Origin of the sequence: Candidatus Merdisoma sp. JLR.KK011 (assembly GCF_036941125.1) — a bacterium.
Taxonomy (GTDB): Bacteria; Bacillota; Clostridia; order Lachnospirales; family Lachnospiraceae; genus Laedolimicola.
Map to the genome: position 1 here is coordinate 2,251,441 of NZ_JAYWSZ010000003.1, position 14,685 is coordinate 2,266,125.

12 protein-coding genes are annotated in these 14,685 nt (G+C 45.8%); 1 reads left to right on the forward strand and 11 read right to left on the reverse strand.

Features of this window, described 5'->3' with window-relative positions:
• Positions 1-52: 52 nt before the first annotated feature.
• The 11 genes from cas2 to acsB form a co-directional block, all read right to left on the reverse strand.
• Positions 53-343 carry a CRISPR-associated endonuclease Cas2 gene (cas2, locus tag VV089_RS12155; protein ID WP_334336031.1) on the reverse strand — a complete coding sequence of 97 codons (291 nt, stop codon included), beginning with the start codon at positions 341-343 and terminating at the stop codon, positions 53-55.
• 68 nt (positions 344-411) lie between these two features.
• Positions 412-1,443 carry a type I-C CRISPR-associated endonuclease Cas1c gene (gene cas1c / locus VV089_RS12160; RefSeq protein ID WP_334336032.1) on the reverse strand — a complete coding sequence of 344 codons (1,032 nt, stop codon included), beginning with the start codon at positions 1,441-1,443 and terminating at the stop codon, positions 412-414.
• Entirely contained in the window at positions 1,440-2,129 is a 690-nt protein-coding gene (cas4, locus tag VV089_RS12165; protein ID WP_334336033.1) for a CRISPR-associated protein Cas4, read from the reverse strand. The genes cas1c and cas4 overlap by 4 nt, the downstream gene beginning before the upstream one ends.
• Positions 2,111-3,001, reverse strand: coding sequence for a type I-C CRISPR-associated protein Cas7/Csd2 (gene cas7c, locus VV089_RS12170; RefSeq protein WP_334336034.1), 891 nt, complete (start codon positions 2,999-3,001; stop codon positions 2,111-2,113). The genes cas4 and cas7c overlap by 19 nt, the downstream gene beginning before the upstream one ends.
• Positions 3,002-4,720 (reverse strand): type I-C CRISPR-associated protein Cas8c/Csd1, encoded by a 1,719-nt coding sequence (gene cas8c, locus VV089_RS12175; protein WP_334336035.1) that lies wholly within the window; start codon positions 4,718-4,720, stop codon positions 3,002-3,004.
• Complete coding sequence (gene cas5c, locus VV089_RS12180; RefSeq protein ID WP_334336036.1) at positions 4,717-5,397, reverse strand: type I-C CRISPR-associated protein Cas5c; 681 nt, start codon at positions 5,395-5,397, stop codon at positions 4,717-4,719. Before cas5c ends, cas8c begins: the two co-directional genes overlap by 4 nt.
• Positions 5,398-5,431: 34 nt before the next feature.
• On the reverse strand, positions 5,432-7,573 hold the full coding sequence (gene cas3 / locus VV089_RS12185; protein ID WP_334336037.1) for a CRISPR-associated helicase Cas3': 2,142 nt from the start codon (positions 7,571-7,573) through the stop codon (positions 5,432-5,434).
• A 202-nt stretch (positions 7,574-7,775) separates the two neighbouring features.
• A complete protein-coding gene (locus tag VV089_RS12190) occupies positions 7,776-8,588 on the reverse strand; it encodes an MBL fold metallo-hydrolase (protein WP_334336038.1) in 813 nt (270 codons plus the stop codon).
• Between the two features lie 137 nt (positions 8,589-8,725).
• A complete protein-coding gene (locus VV089_RS12195; protein ID WP_334336039.1) occupies positions 8,726-9,163 on the reverse strand; it encodes a hypothetical protein in 438 nt (145 codons plus the stop codon).
• A gap of 30 nt (positions 9,164-9,193) precedes the next feature.
• Complete coding sequence (locus VV089_RS12200; RefSeq protein ID WP_334336040.1) at positions 9,194-9,559, reverse strand: ACT domain-containing protein; 366 nt, start codon at positions 9,557-9,559, stop codon at positions 9,194-9,196.
• 78 nt (positions 9,560-9,637) lie between these two features.
• Positions 9,638-11,773: an acetyl-CoA decarbonylase/synthase complex subunit alpha/beta gene (gene acsB, locus VV089_RS12205; protein WP_172544086.1), complete on the reverse strand. Its 2,136-nt coding sequence runs from the start codon at positions 11,771-11,773 to the stop codon at positions 9,638-9,640.
• A gap of 334 nt (positions 11,774-12,107) precedes the next feature.
• Here acsB and VV089_RS12210 point away from each other — a divergent pair, with 334 nt between their 5' ends.
• Positions 12,108-14,651, forward strand: coding sequence for a hybrid sensor histidine kinase/response regulator (locus VV089_RS12210; RefSeq protein ID WP_334336041.1), 2,544 nt, complete (start codon positions 12,108-12,110; stop codon positions 14,649-14,651).
• Positions 14,652-14,685: the final 34 nt, after the last annotated feature.

Here is a 14,685-nt window from a genome sequence, read left to right on the forward strand (position 1 = left end):
ACAAATCCTAGTGCGAATCTCCCATGCTTTTTATGTTCACTTATGATTCGCACTAAAAAATCAAAGGGCCGTTCATATCCATACTTTCTTTCACACCAATATGCTCCACTTTATTTTTGTAATTGTTCCCCAGATAATAGAAGCGGAGACTATCCTTCTTAGCATCAATAATCTCTTCCAGAATAGCTTTCACCTCTCTGCATTTGGCCGCATCCATTTCACATTCAAAAACGGAATTTTGTACCCTCCTCCCATAATTCACACATTGCTTTGCCACCCGGCGCAGGCGTCTTTTCCCTGCATCAGTTTCCGTATTTACATCGTAAGTAATCAACACAAGCATTTCAATCCCCCCAGCATCGCTTTCTTATCCAAATGTCCGTCCGGCTCGCTGCCCACCAGGAATCAGTCTTATTTCCACATAAACGGCGGATATTCATCCAAATCTCCCCGAATATAGCGTGCCAAAAGCAATGCCTGTGTATATGGCACCATCCCCCATTCCACCTTTTCTTCTAAAAAGGGATGCCGGATCACTTCTTGCTTTCGCATCTGCCAGGCAGACAAAACGCTCTTTCTAGTGTCATCATCCATGATAACTGCCCCGTTTTCTTTCTGTCGAAATCCAGAGGAAGATACCATCCGCTTATTAATCAAAGAGAGAACAAACCTATCAGCAAATACCGCCCTCAATTCTTCCATCAAATCCAAAGCCAAAGATGCTCTTCCCGGACGATCCGTATGCATAAAACCCACATAGGGATCAAATCCCACTGTTTCCAATGCCGCCGCACACATATTTGTCAGCAAAGTATAGGTAAAAGAAAGCAATGCATTGGTCGCATCCAAGGAAGGACGCCTGCTTCTTCTATGAAAAGAAAAATCCTCTTTCTGCTGCAATATCATTTCATCAAATACGGAAAAATATAAGCCGGCCGCTTCTCCTTCAATTCCACGCAAAGTTCCCATAGAATCACATCTTCTGACAGTTCCTAATGACTTCTTTAATTGTCCGGAAACACTTTTCATTCGCTCCATATCCAGACGCATAGCATGATCCCGTGCAGCACGCTCCAGCACCCATCTGGCATTAAAGACTTTCCCTGTTATAAAATTTTTTGCAATAGTAAGACTGGCTTCTTCATCCTCTGACAGAAAATACTGCTTCTTTCTTAGCAGAACATTTCCACGCACTTCTCCCGAAACTCTGGCCAGAAAACGTCCGGATTGGGACAGGAAAGAAAGGGCCACATTCCTTTTGGCACATGCTCCCATCAAAACAGGGCTTGCTCCTGTAAAACCAAATGTCACAATAGCCTCCAGGTTATGTAACGGCACTCTGCCCACTTCCTGTTTTTCAGACAAAACTACTACATTTTCTCCATCTAAAGAAAGATATTTATCTGAGGAAGTAATATAAAGTGTATTAAGCAGCTTTTTCAATCCTCACTCTCCTCTTCTATCCGTTTGGAAATATACTCTTTTACACATCGTTCTTTCATTAACTTGGGAATACATAAGTCTTTCAAAGAACAGGCATTGCAGGCTTTCGTCCGCTTTACTTTCGGCGTATACCTGCGTTCATAATAATGATGCATTTCCTCAAATGTATCTCTTACCTGCTGCCGGATTTTTTCATCCAGCCACACCTCAATTCTTCGCCGTATTTCTCCATAATACAGATATCCTTTCTCAATCTCACACTCCAGCATCTCCTCCAGACACATAGCCTGTGCTGCCAGCTGAAGAACATCTGCTTCATCCTCTTTTGGCTGTCCCTTTTTGTACTCTACCGGATAAACCAGATATCTGCCCTCTCTTCCATGTAAAGAAATGCCTTTCTTATCATCCCTGTAAAATTCAACAATATCACATACCCCGCTGATTCCAAGCGCAGGGGAAAATACAGGCATCCCCCTGGATATGATAACATCCCGTCTCTTTTCAGATGAATAGCCGTCATGGGCTTTCTTATGAAAAATATTTCCTTCTACTGTCCTTAAATTTTCATCCCATTGCTGTTCAATGTGAATCAGCGCCCACTGCCTTCTGCAAAATGAAAAATGCTGAATTCCGGAGAGCATCAGATAGTCTTCTTCCTTATATCTGCTCAGCTCTTTCGGATACATGTAACTCCCTCCGGAATCTTTTCTTCATAAATCCGCACCTCATAGTCTCCATAGCACCTTGCCTGTGTTTCGGCATTCTTCTTTTCTACTGCCACGGAGTCAAACAGCTTATAAGACGGTGCATTTCCCAATTCCGAATCATGTTTAAAAATAATTAAATCCCGAACAGCCATCTTCCCTCTGGCGGCCGAATGATCATGCTCAAACATGTTTATGATTGCTTCCCACAAAAGTTCCAAATCAGCCTCAGTAAATCCCGTCACCTTTCGTGCAAGATTTGCAGAAACAAACCCCTCCACACGGTATAAACCATAAGGAACAATTTCTTTTCTCCCCATCTCTGTTTTCTTTTTCTCCGCATCTTTCTCTGTGGTAATGGCAACTCTCGTAATCGTCAGACTTTGCGGTACAATGGGATCTACAGATCTGGCAAATCCAAGCTGTACAGGTCCACGAACTTGTCCGCAATTCAAATTTGCTTTCACAAATGTTGTCATCACGGCACCAAACGTCCGTATATCAAAAAACCTCGAACACATAAAGTCCCGAATCTTCTTGTCTAATGTGGGATCTTCTTTTTTCATTGCAGGTATTTTTTTCTCGTCAATGGACAGCTCCGCAAAAGCCTTCGCATCACTGGTATTTAAAGGAATTCCCTCTTTAATATAAATCTGGTAGCCTTCTTCTTCCTCTTTTACCGTCTCCACATAATTACGAATCTTTCTTTTCAGACATACATCCGTTACAATTCCATGCCCGGTATCCAAATCTACCCTGGGAGCATTCCCATTGTCCGGATCTCCATTAGGATTTCCATTCTCCACATCAAACAAAACTACAAAATCATAACGGTTTTTGATTACTTCACTCATCTACTCTTCCTCCTGTTTTTTCTCATATCTTTTTTGTGTCTGATGATAGTACCCCAGCATAAATACAGCCTGTTCTTCCAAACTTAACTGGGTCGGAATATTGATTTCAAGCCTGCTCACAATTTCCGTAAGCTGCTTTTCTAATTTTACTGCCAGTCCGGGCTTATCCCTCCGCAGCTTCTTCGTATGGCTTTCTTTCAATTTTAAAAGCTGTGCCATTACCAGTGCCGGTGTACTGCACATACTGTTTAAATACTGATCTTTTATAGTTGTATTGAGTGTTCCGCCTGCCGATGCTTCCTGAATACTTTCCAACATGGAAAACAGTCTTCCCAAAAGGTACGCCTGATTATTTGTTTCTGTGTTCAGCCCCACGCTGCATCCCTCCCTGTTTTTCTGATTCACACTATTTTTACTTAAATATGCTTTTAAAATTGCCGCACGCTTCCAGTTCAAATGGTGATCTGCCCGAATTCTCCGAATTGTACAGTATAATAATTCATCCGGATACCTTGCATTTCTTAAAATTGACTGCAGGAGCGCCGCTGTCAAAGGCGGTATTGTATCCTTTCCTCCCGGAGCCTTCATCTCCTCCAATATCATCCAAAAAGGCAGGTATGGCCGTACAACACGCTCCGGTAATACAATCTCTAACCGTTTTTCATGGGCCTGTATATTCTCTAACCATGCACCAAAACGATTTTTCAAAAAAAACCGAACAGACAAACGCGCAGCATTAGGAGAAAGACCCAATATATAAAATGTATGATCCGGATCAATCGCCTTCTCTTCCCATGCAATGCTTTCTCCTCTTAGAAGCTTTTTCAGTGCTTCTTGTATATCTGCATCCTGAATAGTCTTATCCTGATTTAACAGAGCCATAAGCAAATCTTGATATACACCTTCTCCTTCTTCCACCCATCCTGTTACCGTCACATCCCCCGCCGTAAAAACTCTTTGTGTATCTGCAAGGAGATAATTCAATGCCGCTCCGTATGCACTTGCTGCAGCTTCACTAGTCTGTGCATTGCTTCCGCTCTCCATTTCATAAGAACAGAATGCATCCGCATTGAAAGATACCAGAGAAGCGCCGCTGGATTGCGCCCCCCTCACTCCTTTAATCAAGGGATGAAGTCTCGCAATCGGCTCTTTTTTGCCCGTCACCAGACAGATCCTTGCTTCTTTCTCCTCCTTACGGTTTATATGTTGTTCCCACATTTCCCTTATTTTAACATCTTCCAATACCGGTCTGGCTTGATAATAAAAAACAAGATTAGCTCCTTTCAGCAAATCCTCCAAATCCGGTTTTATCTGTTCATTCTCCAAAGCTTTTTCCGGTTCCCATGTGAGGAAAAAATTTTTTACTGCCAATGCGGCCTTTGTGTCCAGTTTTTCCAGCAAATCCAGGTGCCGTTTTTTAGATGCCTCAAACCGTTCTCTTGCCTTTTCCGGTTTTCCTTCCGCATCCAAGCCCAACAGATATTTTTCGTTATCCCATAGAAAAAATGCCAGCGTTCCGCTTGTTCTGCCCGGGTGCTGGGGAACCAGCATCTTATCTCCCTTTCCATTATCCTTTTTCTTAGAAATCAGCTGTACAATTGTCCCATTCTCATCAAGCATTATGCCGTAAGAAACCTTCTCGTTCACCCATCCAGGTGCGCCTATCTTTCCCTGCCGCACCAATTGCTGATACAATTGCACCAATTCATAAAAAATCATCTCAGCACCTCGCTCTCCCGAAGATCCAGAACCCCATTTTTCAGCTTTGCCCTAAAAAATACAGGACTAGCATCATAAACGACCGTACCGTCTTTTAATCTTCTTGGTGTATATTCCATATGATGCAGCATGATTCCCAAATCTTTCTCCTGGCCTTCGTACGCCGTAACAATTTCTCCTCCTTCCCATAATCGGAAGTTAACCGGAAATTCCCTGGAGCCGAAATATGGCTGATGATAACATTGACCTTTTCTGGCTCTGCGCTTTAACATATCCTGGAATTTCCCTGCATTATCCGTTTGATTTGCTTCGGATCCAATATCAAAATGGGCCTCGATCACATAATGGACATTCTTCAGCACTGTTGCGGCACGCTGTACAATTTCGGCTTTCGTGTTCAGATAAAGCGCTCCGAATTCTCCCTTTTTGATGGCTGACTTAATCCCTGAACCTCCTATCTTTGATTTTACTTCATTTCTCCTTATACTGGTAAATTGTATAGGACTCAATACATAGACTCTGTCTATCTGATAATGCAGCCCCGGATGCCAGAAAATCGCTTCCAATATGCCGGCTGCCGCTCCCGGCGTGATCACGTCATAGGTATACCTCTCTGTTTTCAGCTCCGGTCTCGTATAGCATGCATAATCACCCCATACTTCCAACCTTATGGACATCTTTTTCCTCCTCTCGATTTCTTTTCCACATTATTCAACAAAATATAGCAATCCCCTCCTCTGTCTGAAATTCTAATCCTGTATCTTCATGGTAAAGGTTCCTGTTTGTCAAAACCGCAATGCCATTTATCAGCTCAACATTTCCCAAGCGTACCAATTCTCTGTAATGAAGCTCGAAAACATTCACTCCATATCTTCCCAATGCCCGGAACAACGCCTTGTCGCAGAAGCCGTATCTAAGCCGGTTTATCAATTCCTCGCCATCTTCCCTCCAGGGAATATATACCGTATAGGTATCATTTTCAATGAACCGAAACACCTCTGCTATTTCACGAAATGCAAACCGGTTCACCTTTTCCATCACCCGTTTCTGATCCAGGTTCTCCTTTCCCCGAAGTTCTCTCCAAAATTTGAAGTAAGCCTCTATGGCCTCCAAAGAATCCCATTCTTCATACTGCCTCATAACATAACGTGCCGCATCCACCTGCTGCCGGATAGATAGAGGAATGCGCCCCTCCAGCTCAAATACCTCTGTTATGCTCTCCCCTGAATTCCTGCTGCCATTTCGATTGCATCTTCCTGCCGCCTGTAAAATGGAATCTAAGCCTGCCTGTTCCCGCATAACATACGGAAAATCCAAGTCCACGCCTGCCTCTACCAATGATGTGGCAATGACCTTACACGGCTTTCCCACTTTAAGCCTTTCTTTGATTTGTTTCAGGACTTCTTTTCTATGTACGGGAATCATCATGGTTGTCAAATGAAAAACGCCCTCTTTTTCCGGCACCATATGATACAGGCTCTGTGCTGTCCGCTTTGTGTTCACAATACACAGCACCTGCCTGCTGCCCTCTATCCTTTCTGCAGCCTCCTCCAGGGTAATAAGACCGGTGTTCCGGAAAGCCACTCTTTTGAATCTTCCAAAATACCTTTTGGGTTCCTTTATTATTTCATAAGGAAATGTTTTCTCTGGGAATTCCACTGCCGGCTGCGTTGCCGTGCAAAGCACCTGGGTGGTTCTATAGGATTTTGATAATTCTTCCAATGCATGAATACAGGGAATCCAATGGCTTACGGGAAGCATCTGCACTTCATCATATATAATCACGCTGTTTGCAATATTGTGAAGCTTCCGGCATCGTGACGGCTTGTTATGAAATAGAGACTCAAAGAACTGAACTGCTGTTGTAACAATCACCGTCGCGTCCCAATTTTCACTTGCCAATTGAAACCGCCGCTGCTCCTGCTCATCTTCCTCTTCATATATTACATTGGAATGATGTTCCAATACGTTCCTGCTTCCTAATATCTCTCGAAATTTCTCTGCAGTCTGTTCTATGATATTTACGTATGGAATTACATAGATAATCCGTTCTAATCCATGCTCTGCCCCATGGTGCAGGGCAAAGCGCAGAGAGCTTATTGTTTTCCCTCCTCCGGTTGGTACGGTCAGCGTGTAGATGCCTCTTGTATGCTTTCTTCCCTGCTCTGCTGCTGTCTCTAAGATCTCCGTGCGCATCCCATTGATTCCTGCTTTTGAACCCAGCCATTTCTTATTTTCCAAATAATTTTCCAGACGTTTTTTTAGCTGCTCTAAATTATCATAACCTCCTCTTGGAACCGTCCCCTCCTCCATAAAATTCTCTGTGTCTAAAAAATCGGCATCCACAAGAGATGAATAGAGCATCTTTATCTCCATATACCGCTCAAATGGCGTTTGGTGAGCGTCTATTTCCGGAACATCCTCAAAATTCCCATTGGGACATAGCTCTTTCCATATACTATAATCCGGTATCTTTCCCTCCATGCCTTTTCTCAAACGTCCCAGAACCGTTCCATCCTCACTGGCATCCATTTTTCCTCCCATATTCAAGAGGCCGCCATGATGGCCCAAAATGCACATTGCCACATAGAGCTGTCTTTGGTTAAAAGCTTCTATTGCACCGGCAGTTGAGTGGTCACATCTTTTTATACATTCTGGATTTTGAATTCTTTCTTGAAATAATCGGGAATATTTTCCAATATCATGCAGGTATCCTGCCATTTCACCCTGTTTTCCTTTTCCAAAGGATGAGGCAAACTGCTCAGAAAGTTTGGAAGTTCCCGTTAAATGCTGTAAAACTGTTTGTTCTCTGTCTTCTGTTTTATGAGCCAGGTATTGTGATTGCTTATTCATCGTATTCTCCAAAATTTATTCCAATTAAATTATTAGTTCACATTTTAGTCATAAATCATCTGCTTTTCAACCGCTATCGAACTGTTATACGGAAGAATGAAATCAATTTCCTGTCACAAACGCATATACCTGTAAATTGATTTGTGTACTCTGAGGAATATTACTGATTCCAGTACCCCGATGTTCTCAAATCAGTGCACAGCTACAGTTCCATCTCCATCCCTGTATAAATCTGCTCTGCGCAGCTGCCTAGTTCCTCCTTTAATATAGCAAATGCCGGTTTTCCTGTACAGTGTCCTGTATATATTTTTCTGATTCCTGTTCTGCGGATGCGCTCTGCCAAAGCCCGAACCTCCTCCTTAGAAGATTTGTAGAGGTGAAATCCCCCCAGCATGGCATACAGCTTCTTCCCTGGAAACGCTTCCTCTGTCTCCCGGATGATATTATCTGCTCCTGCGTGGGAACAGCTGCTGAATATCACAAGCCCTTTTTTTGTATCAAAGACCAGGCTCTGCTCGTGGGCAAAGGAATCCGGCCGAAGCTTTCCGCCTTCTTTTACATACAGGTCTACGCCCTTTGCGATTTCCTCCAGGTCTTTGGTGGTATGGGGAATCAGGGTTACTCCCGGCAGAATCTCATAATTTCCGGAAACGTATCGGATCCGTTCCCCATAAGTTTTCAACAATCCCCTGTGAATGCCTATGTATTTGCGGAAACACCATCTCTTTCCGTAGCAGTTTTCCCCGGCTCCCTCCCTCAGATAGAAAAGGGCTTTTTGATTTCGAAGAAAAAATTCTCCCATGCCGTCTGCATGGTCATAGTGGGCATGGGACAGAACGCCGCATTCTATGGCTGCAAGATCGATTCCCATGGCATCTGCATTTTTTATGAAACGGCCGGAGGCCCCGGTATCCAGAAGGATTTTATTGCCTTCGTATTCCAGATAGAAGGATAAGCCCCATTCCGGGGAAAGATTGTTTTTTGCCAGATTGTCTACTAAGACTACTGCACGCATATGTTTATCACCTCCTGTTGCCTCCATGGGCAGCCGTCTTTGCTGCATTTATACCGGCTGCTAAGAAAATGTGGAACTGTCAAAAGTCCCACATTTCCAATCTTCCAAATGCCTGCTTTTCCATTGCCTGTTTTCTCTTATCCCTCTGCCAGTCCCAGCCATTCTTTTATTTTTTCTGCAGGCACTTCAAGAACCTCTGCAATGTCCTCCACGGAAGTTCCTTTTTCATATAGCTTCTTTGCGGCTGACATTGCCTTTTTGACAGCTTCTTTTTCTGCTTCCTTTGCTGCTTTCTTTGCTGCTTTTTTGGCTGCTTTCTCTGACGCCTCTTTCACTTCACTTGCAATATAAGTCCGAAGGATATACTCATCATCAAACAATGTCATCATAATGTCCACAACCTCCTTTTCTCTTTGCTCCAGATATTCTTTTAAAACATCCTGGTTTCTGCAGATATGAATCGTCTCCCAAACTGCTTTTCTTGTTCTTCCATGCAGTTTTATCTGGTCATTGTAAATCTTGGTAAAGGCTACATACTGATTAATGATATCCCCTTTTTCCCCATCGTATATCATCTTTACCTTTACTTCAACCGCACATTTCTCTTAATCTATCTCATACCCTTCCCCCCCAAGAGTTCCAAGCGCCTTCTCATACTGCTCTTTCTTCACCAGCACATAATCTGTCTTATAAGTAGACACCACGAAAATCCCAATCTTTGCCGCCGCAAGCAAAGCAGAAATCTCCGCCAAAATCCCAATCAGTGAAAAATCAAGCTCTCCTTCTATGCGAAAAGCCTTCCACCCGTCTTCTCTTCGCAGGGTACGCTCCGGCACGTCCCACGTCATACAGACAAGGGAAATCTCCTCATCCGTCTTCCCTGCAAAGCAGAATTCTTTTGTCAGATCAATTTCATTTTCATCCGCAACTGTACATATGGTAAAATCACCTTTGATTCGTTTCAGTTTCATACGTTTACTCCCAAAATTCCCCCGTCCCAGCCTTTCAAGCTGTAAACGGGGGAATCTCTCATTTACCTGTTACTGCGCTTACATAATCGGATCCAGTCCTAATACCGGATGGCTCTTCTCGGTCAGGAACGCCATCAAGGTCTCCTCATCCGTCGCAATTGTCTCGTCCGCAATCATGTCGCAGAAATTGTCAATGCCGTATTTCTCCTTGGCAGATTTATTCAGCCGCTCAGCCACATCGTCCTTCAGCTCCTTGGGCATCCAGACAATACGCTCAAAGCCGCCCTCTGCGCTCATAAACTTCTTGGAAGCGATAAAGTGTCTGCCATGTCCCATAAATCCGGGTGTCTGAACGCCGCCGCCTGTCATGGAGGCCAGCTCGCCGAAGGTCATGCCAAGAGGCGTCATGCCGGCATATTCACGATTTGCAATAATAACACCGTTGGAGAATGGCTCAATACCGCAGATACACTCAAAGCATCCGCAGGAGGTCATGGGATCCTCCATAATGGAGTACAGTGTAACCTTGGTAAGAGCGCCCTGTGTGGCCTGCTCTACCATACGGTTTACATCCGGATATACACCTTTCGTTTCATCCTCGCAGCCTTCCTTGGAAATGGGCTGGCAGGGGCCGGTAGGCGTCAGCTCCTTGGTTGCCTTTGCATCCAGCCATGAAACAGCTCCGCAAAGTCCCAGTCTCTCAGGCGTTACCACGCAGCAGTGAGAGGGAGCAAAGGACTGGCACAGCGTACAGGTATAGAATACATCCACGCTCTCATCCGTCAAGGACTCCAGTCTCTGGTCTCTGGAAGCGTAGGCCGGCATAGCCGTTCCGTCCAGGATCTCCTGCACCTTGGCAGCATCCGTTACCATAGTAATCTGGCATTTATCCACAACAATATCAAATTCGTCCATAATCATTGCATAGAGAACCTCTGCAAAATGAGTCAGGCGCAGGCCCTTCTCAAACGCCTCCTTATTGATACGCACGCGAATCTGATTCCTCTGTCCGGTGTGCATCACACCTTCCATATAGTTGAACCATGCATGAATCTTACGCTCGATAACCGACTCAAAGTCAGACTGCATCTTAGCGCCTGCAACCTCCACAAAGGTAGCCAGGGCATAGGTTCCGCCTGCTTCCAGCTCATCCAGGTCGCCGCCCACAATGGTGATCTTGTGATCCTCAACCTCCCCGTCTGCTCTCGTCTGAACCAGCTCGCAGGTGGGCTGCTTGTGAGAGCTGAACTCTACCTGCATATCGCCCTTACGGATGATCTCACCCTCAAATGCCGAGGCAAATGCAACCGGGATAGGAAGCTCTTTTACCTTAATCTTAATGTTGCGAAGCTCTAAGGACTTCTTAACCGTCATGGAATGATCCGTTACGGACTCCAGTGCGCCAGGCACCTGGTTCTCTCCAAGATCTACATCTGCCACCACCGGGAAGCCGAGGGCAATCGCCCCTGCGCCTGCCGATACAACAACTTCATTCAACGCGCCGAAGGTGTTGACGAAAGCGGGTACTCTCTCCTTGGTATAGGCAAGCAGTCCCGGCAGATCGCCCGGCGTTACGTTGCCAAAGATCAGAGCCGCACGAATGGCCACAGTCACAACATGAATGACAGAAGTCACATCATGTCCCAGGGGAACTACACGGAAATCCAGGCCAATCTTCACACCGCCCTCGACGCACTGCTCAATCACATCGCCGATCAAAAAGGTCATAATACCCTTGCTCTGGTAATCCTTTACCACATCCACCACATTAGCGGCATCATCGGCCTTGCCCAGCACAACGGCCACTCCGGGGATATCGCCGGTTACAAGGGGAACTCCAAGAGAACGGATGATGGGATCGGGAACAAAACCGATTCCGCTGTCCTCCCCGTAAGGATCCGCACTTTCCACATACTTCAGAGCCTCTATAATCTCTGCTCCCACTGCTGTGGCAAGACCGGCGTTCAGAGCATCGCCTAAATCCTCCTTGTTGGTAATCAGACTCTTCAGCACGCCGACACAGGCAGGCAGGTCGCCCAGCTTGCTCACCTTCACGCCCGTAGCCGCATAGATGGTAGGCAGGAAATACGCCGTATCCGGCATCGCAACCTTTTTATCCTCTCCGTGCTTTGCAATGGCTTCCTTGACTGCGTTCTCAGTCAGTCCTGCAACGGCGTTGGAGCCGCCATAAATCAAATCTGTCAATACGCTCATAATAATCAGTCCCTCCTTGGGTTTATCGTGTTTAATACACTGCTACATGTCTTAAATTTTATCACTCTTGCATAAGGAAGTCAATAACCCCCAGGAGGGGATTTGTGAATTGGTAACAAAAAATAGACCGCTCCTTTTTTCAATCAACTCTTTTTCAATTAACCTTTTACAAATCCGGGCTTTCTTAGTATAATGAGAAGAAAAACATTTTATCTTCCGAAGCTGCCCGTCTTATGACAGTTTGACCTTGATAGGATAACTTGACAGAAAAGATTAAGCGGCCCATCCTGACAGCAGGCAGGTGCATCCGCTTAAAGCATAACTGGAGGCAAAAATGCGTACAAATACAGCGAACAAGCATCATCAGCTCTTTCTCACAAAGCTTTTTCTGGTACTCATACTCTGCGTAGGAATTTTCATTTTTTCTGCTTACTATATGAACCATAAAGGCACAAAAACAATCGGTGTAATCAGTGATATCTATATGCACAATATGAGCGAGGAAAGCGCCCTTCATTTTTCATCCACCATTAAACTGCGCTTTTCCCAGCTCGAGACACTTATCATCTCCTCTGACATGCGCCGCTACAATCAGCATCATCTGGAGACGCTTCTTGCAGAAAACGCCAGAAGCTACGGCTTTGAAAGTCTTGCCTTTTATACCTCTGACGGCCGCTTTGAAACCATCTACGGGGACCTGACTCCTAAATGTCCGGACAGCTTCCTAAATGCCCTTGACAACGGCGAAAAAAGAATTGATGCCGCCCTTGATTCCCACGGAAACAACCAGGTTCTAATCGGCCTCCCAAGCACAGCCCTTCAAAAACGCAATCCACGCTACATAGCTCTTGTAGGCGGCCTTTCCAAGGATTATATCAGCAACACCCTTTCCCTGGATATCCTGGATTCCCCTGTTTATTCTTATATTATCCGGCAGGACGGAACTTTTCCCATTAAAACCGATGATTCTTCCCATGCCGATTATTTCGAACAGCTCTACGCAGAATTGCCCGACGATGCCGAAGCTCTTGTGACAGATATCCGTGCGGCCCTCACCGGCACGCAGCACTATTCCGCCGTAGTCGCCACCCACGGAGAGCGCCGCCATCTGCACTGTACCAAACTGGCCTATTCCGATTGGTTTCTGATTGTGAATATGCCCTATACCTCCCTGGATCAGGAGATTTCCCGGCTGAACCACAGCTGGCTCTACATGGAGGTGGGAGGCTGCATCATTATTATCGCCGCATTATTCTGGGTATTCGGAGCTTATCTCCAGGAGATGAAGAAAAAGGTCGTGGAGCTGAACCGGCTCAGCCAGGAGGCCGTCTATGCCAGCAAGGCCAAAAGCGAATTCCTGTCCAATATGAGCCACGACATCCGCACGCCTATGAACGCCATTACAGGAATGACCGCCATTGCGATTGCCAACCTTGACAACCGGCAGAAAGTGGAAAATTGTCTGAAAAAAATCAGCCTGTCCAGCAAGCATCTGCTGGGCCTTATCAACGATGTCCTTGACATGTCCAAAATCGAAAGCGGAAAAATGACCTTGTCTGTAGAGCAGATTTCCCTCCGGGAAGTAATCGACGGGATTGTAAGCATTCTCCAGCCTCAGTTCCATACAAAAAGCCAGAATTTCAATGTAATTATCCGGGACATTTCAGCGGAAACCATCTGCTGCGACAGCGTCCGTCTGACACAGATATTGCTGAACCTTCTTGGAAACTCTGTAAAGTTTACACCGGAAGGCGGTTCCATCCAGCTTTCTCTCTACGAAGAAACCTCTCCAAAAGGGGAGCCTTTTATCCGTATACATATTCTGGTGGAAGACAACGGAATCGGTATGACAAAAGATTTCCAGGAAAAAATATTTGATTCCTTTACACGGGCAGACAGCAGACGCGTCCATAAAATCGAAGGCAGCGGCCTTGGTATGGCCATTACCAAGTATATTGTAGATGCGATGGGCGGCTCTATTGAGGTGAAAAGCGAGCTGGGAAATGGCACCTGCTTCCATGTAACTCTTGATTTGGAAAAGGCCCAGATTAACGAAGCAGATATGGCTCTCCCTGGCAGCAGAGTGCTTCTGGTTGACGATGACCCTCAGCTCTGCGAAACTACAATTGCCGCTCTTAGCTCCATGGGCATTGATGCAGACTGGACCCTGGATGCCGACAGCGCCCTTTTAATGCTTCGCAGCCAGTCCGAAAATCAGCAGGAATACGATCTGATTCTCCTGGACTGGAAGCTTCCGGAGACGGACGGCGTCACACTGACCCGTGAGATACGCAAACGCCTGACACACCAGATTCCCATCCTGCTTACCTCTGCCTACGACTGGAACGAAATCGCCGATGAAGCCAAAGCCGCCGGCGTAACCGGCTTTATTGCCAAGCCCTTATTCCGCTCCACCCTGTACTATGGCCTCAAACCATACCTTTTGCCGGAACATGCGGATGCTGCCCTTAAGACAGAACAAAAATCCCAGTCAGATCTTTCCGGCAAAAGAATCCTTCTGGCAGAAGACAACGATCTGAACTGGGAGATAGCGAGTGAGCTCTTATCGGAACTGGGCCTGGAACTGGATTGGGCTGAAAACGGGCAGATCTGCCTGGAAAAATTCGCCGGCTCTGCGCCCGGCTTCTATGACGCAATCTTAATGGATCTGCGGATGCCGGTAATGACCGGTCTGGAAGCTTCTATGGCTATCCGCGCCCTGGAGCATCCAGACGCCCTGAGCATTCCCATCATCGCTATGACAGCCGATGCCTTTGCAGAGGATATCCAGAACTGTCTGAACAGCGGAATGAATGCACATATTGCAAAGCCCATTGATCTGGACGAGATGACGAAGCTCTTGGAAAAGTATCTATAATTTCAGCCCTCCGTGGACAAGGGTGTACGGAGGG

Coding starts and splice junctions, on each gene's coding strand:
- VV089_RS12200 (WP_334336040.1), bottom strand. CDS start 9,559: ATGAAACTGAAACGAATCAAAGGTGATTTTACCATATGTACAGTTGCG.
- VV089_RS12195 (WP_334336039.1), bottom strand. CDS start 9,163: ATGATATACGATGGGGAAAAAGGGGATATCATTAATCAGTATGTAGCC.
- cas4 (WP_334336033.1), bottom strand. CDS start 2,129: ATGTATCCGAAAGAGCTGAGCAGATATAAGGAAGAAGACTATCTGATG.
- cas2 (WP_334336031.1), bottom strand. CDS start 343: ATGCTTGTGTTGATTACTTACGATGTAAATACGGAAACTGATGCAGGG.
- VV089_RS12210 (WP_334336041.1), top strand. CDS start 12,108: ATGCGTACAAATACAGCGAACAAGCATCATCAGCTCTTTCTCACAAAG.
- cas3 (WP_334336037.1), bottom strand. CDS start 7,573: ATGAATAAGCAATCACAATACCTGGCTCATAAAACAGAAGACAGAGAA.
- cas7c (WP_334336034.1), bottom strand. CDS start 3,001: ATGAGTGAAGTAATCAAAAACCGTTATGATTTTGTAGTTTTGTTTGAT.
- VV089_RS12190 (WP_334336038.1), bottom strand. CDS start 8,588: ATGCGTGCAGTAGTCTTAGTAGACAATCTGGCAAAAAACAATCTTTCC.
- cas8c (WP_334336035.1), bottom strand. CDS start 4,720: ATGATTTTTTATGAATTGGTGCAATTGTATCAGCAATTGGTGCGGCAG.
- acsB (WP_172544086.1), bottom strand. CDS start 11,773: ATGAGCGTATTGACAGATTTGATTTATGGCGGCTCCAACGCCGTTGCA.
- cas5c (WP_334336036.1), bottom strand. CDS start 5,397: ATGTCCATAAGGTTGGAAGTATGGGGTGATTATGCATGCTATACGAGA.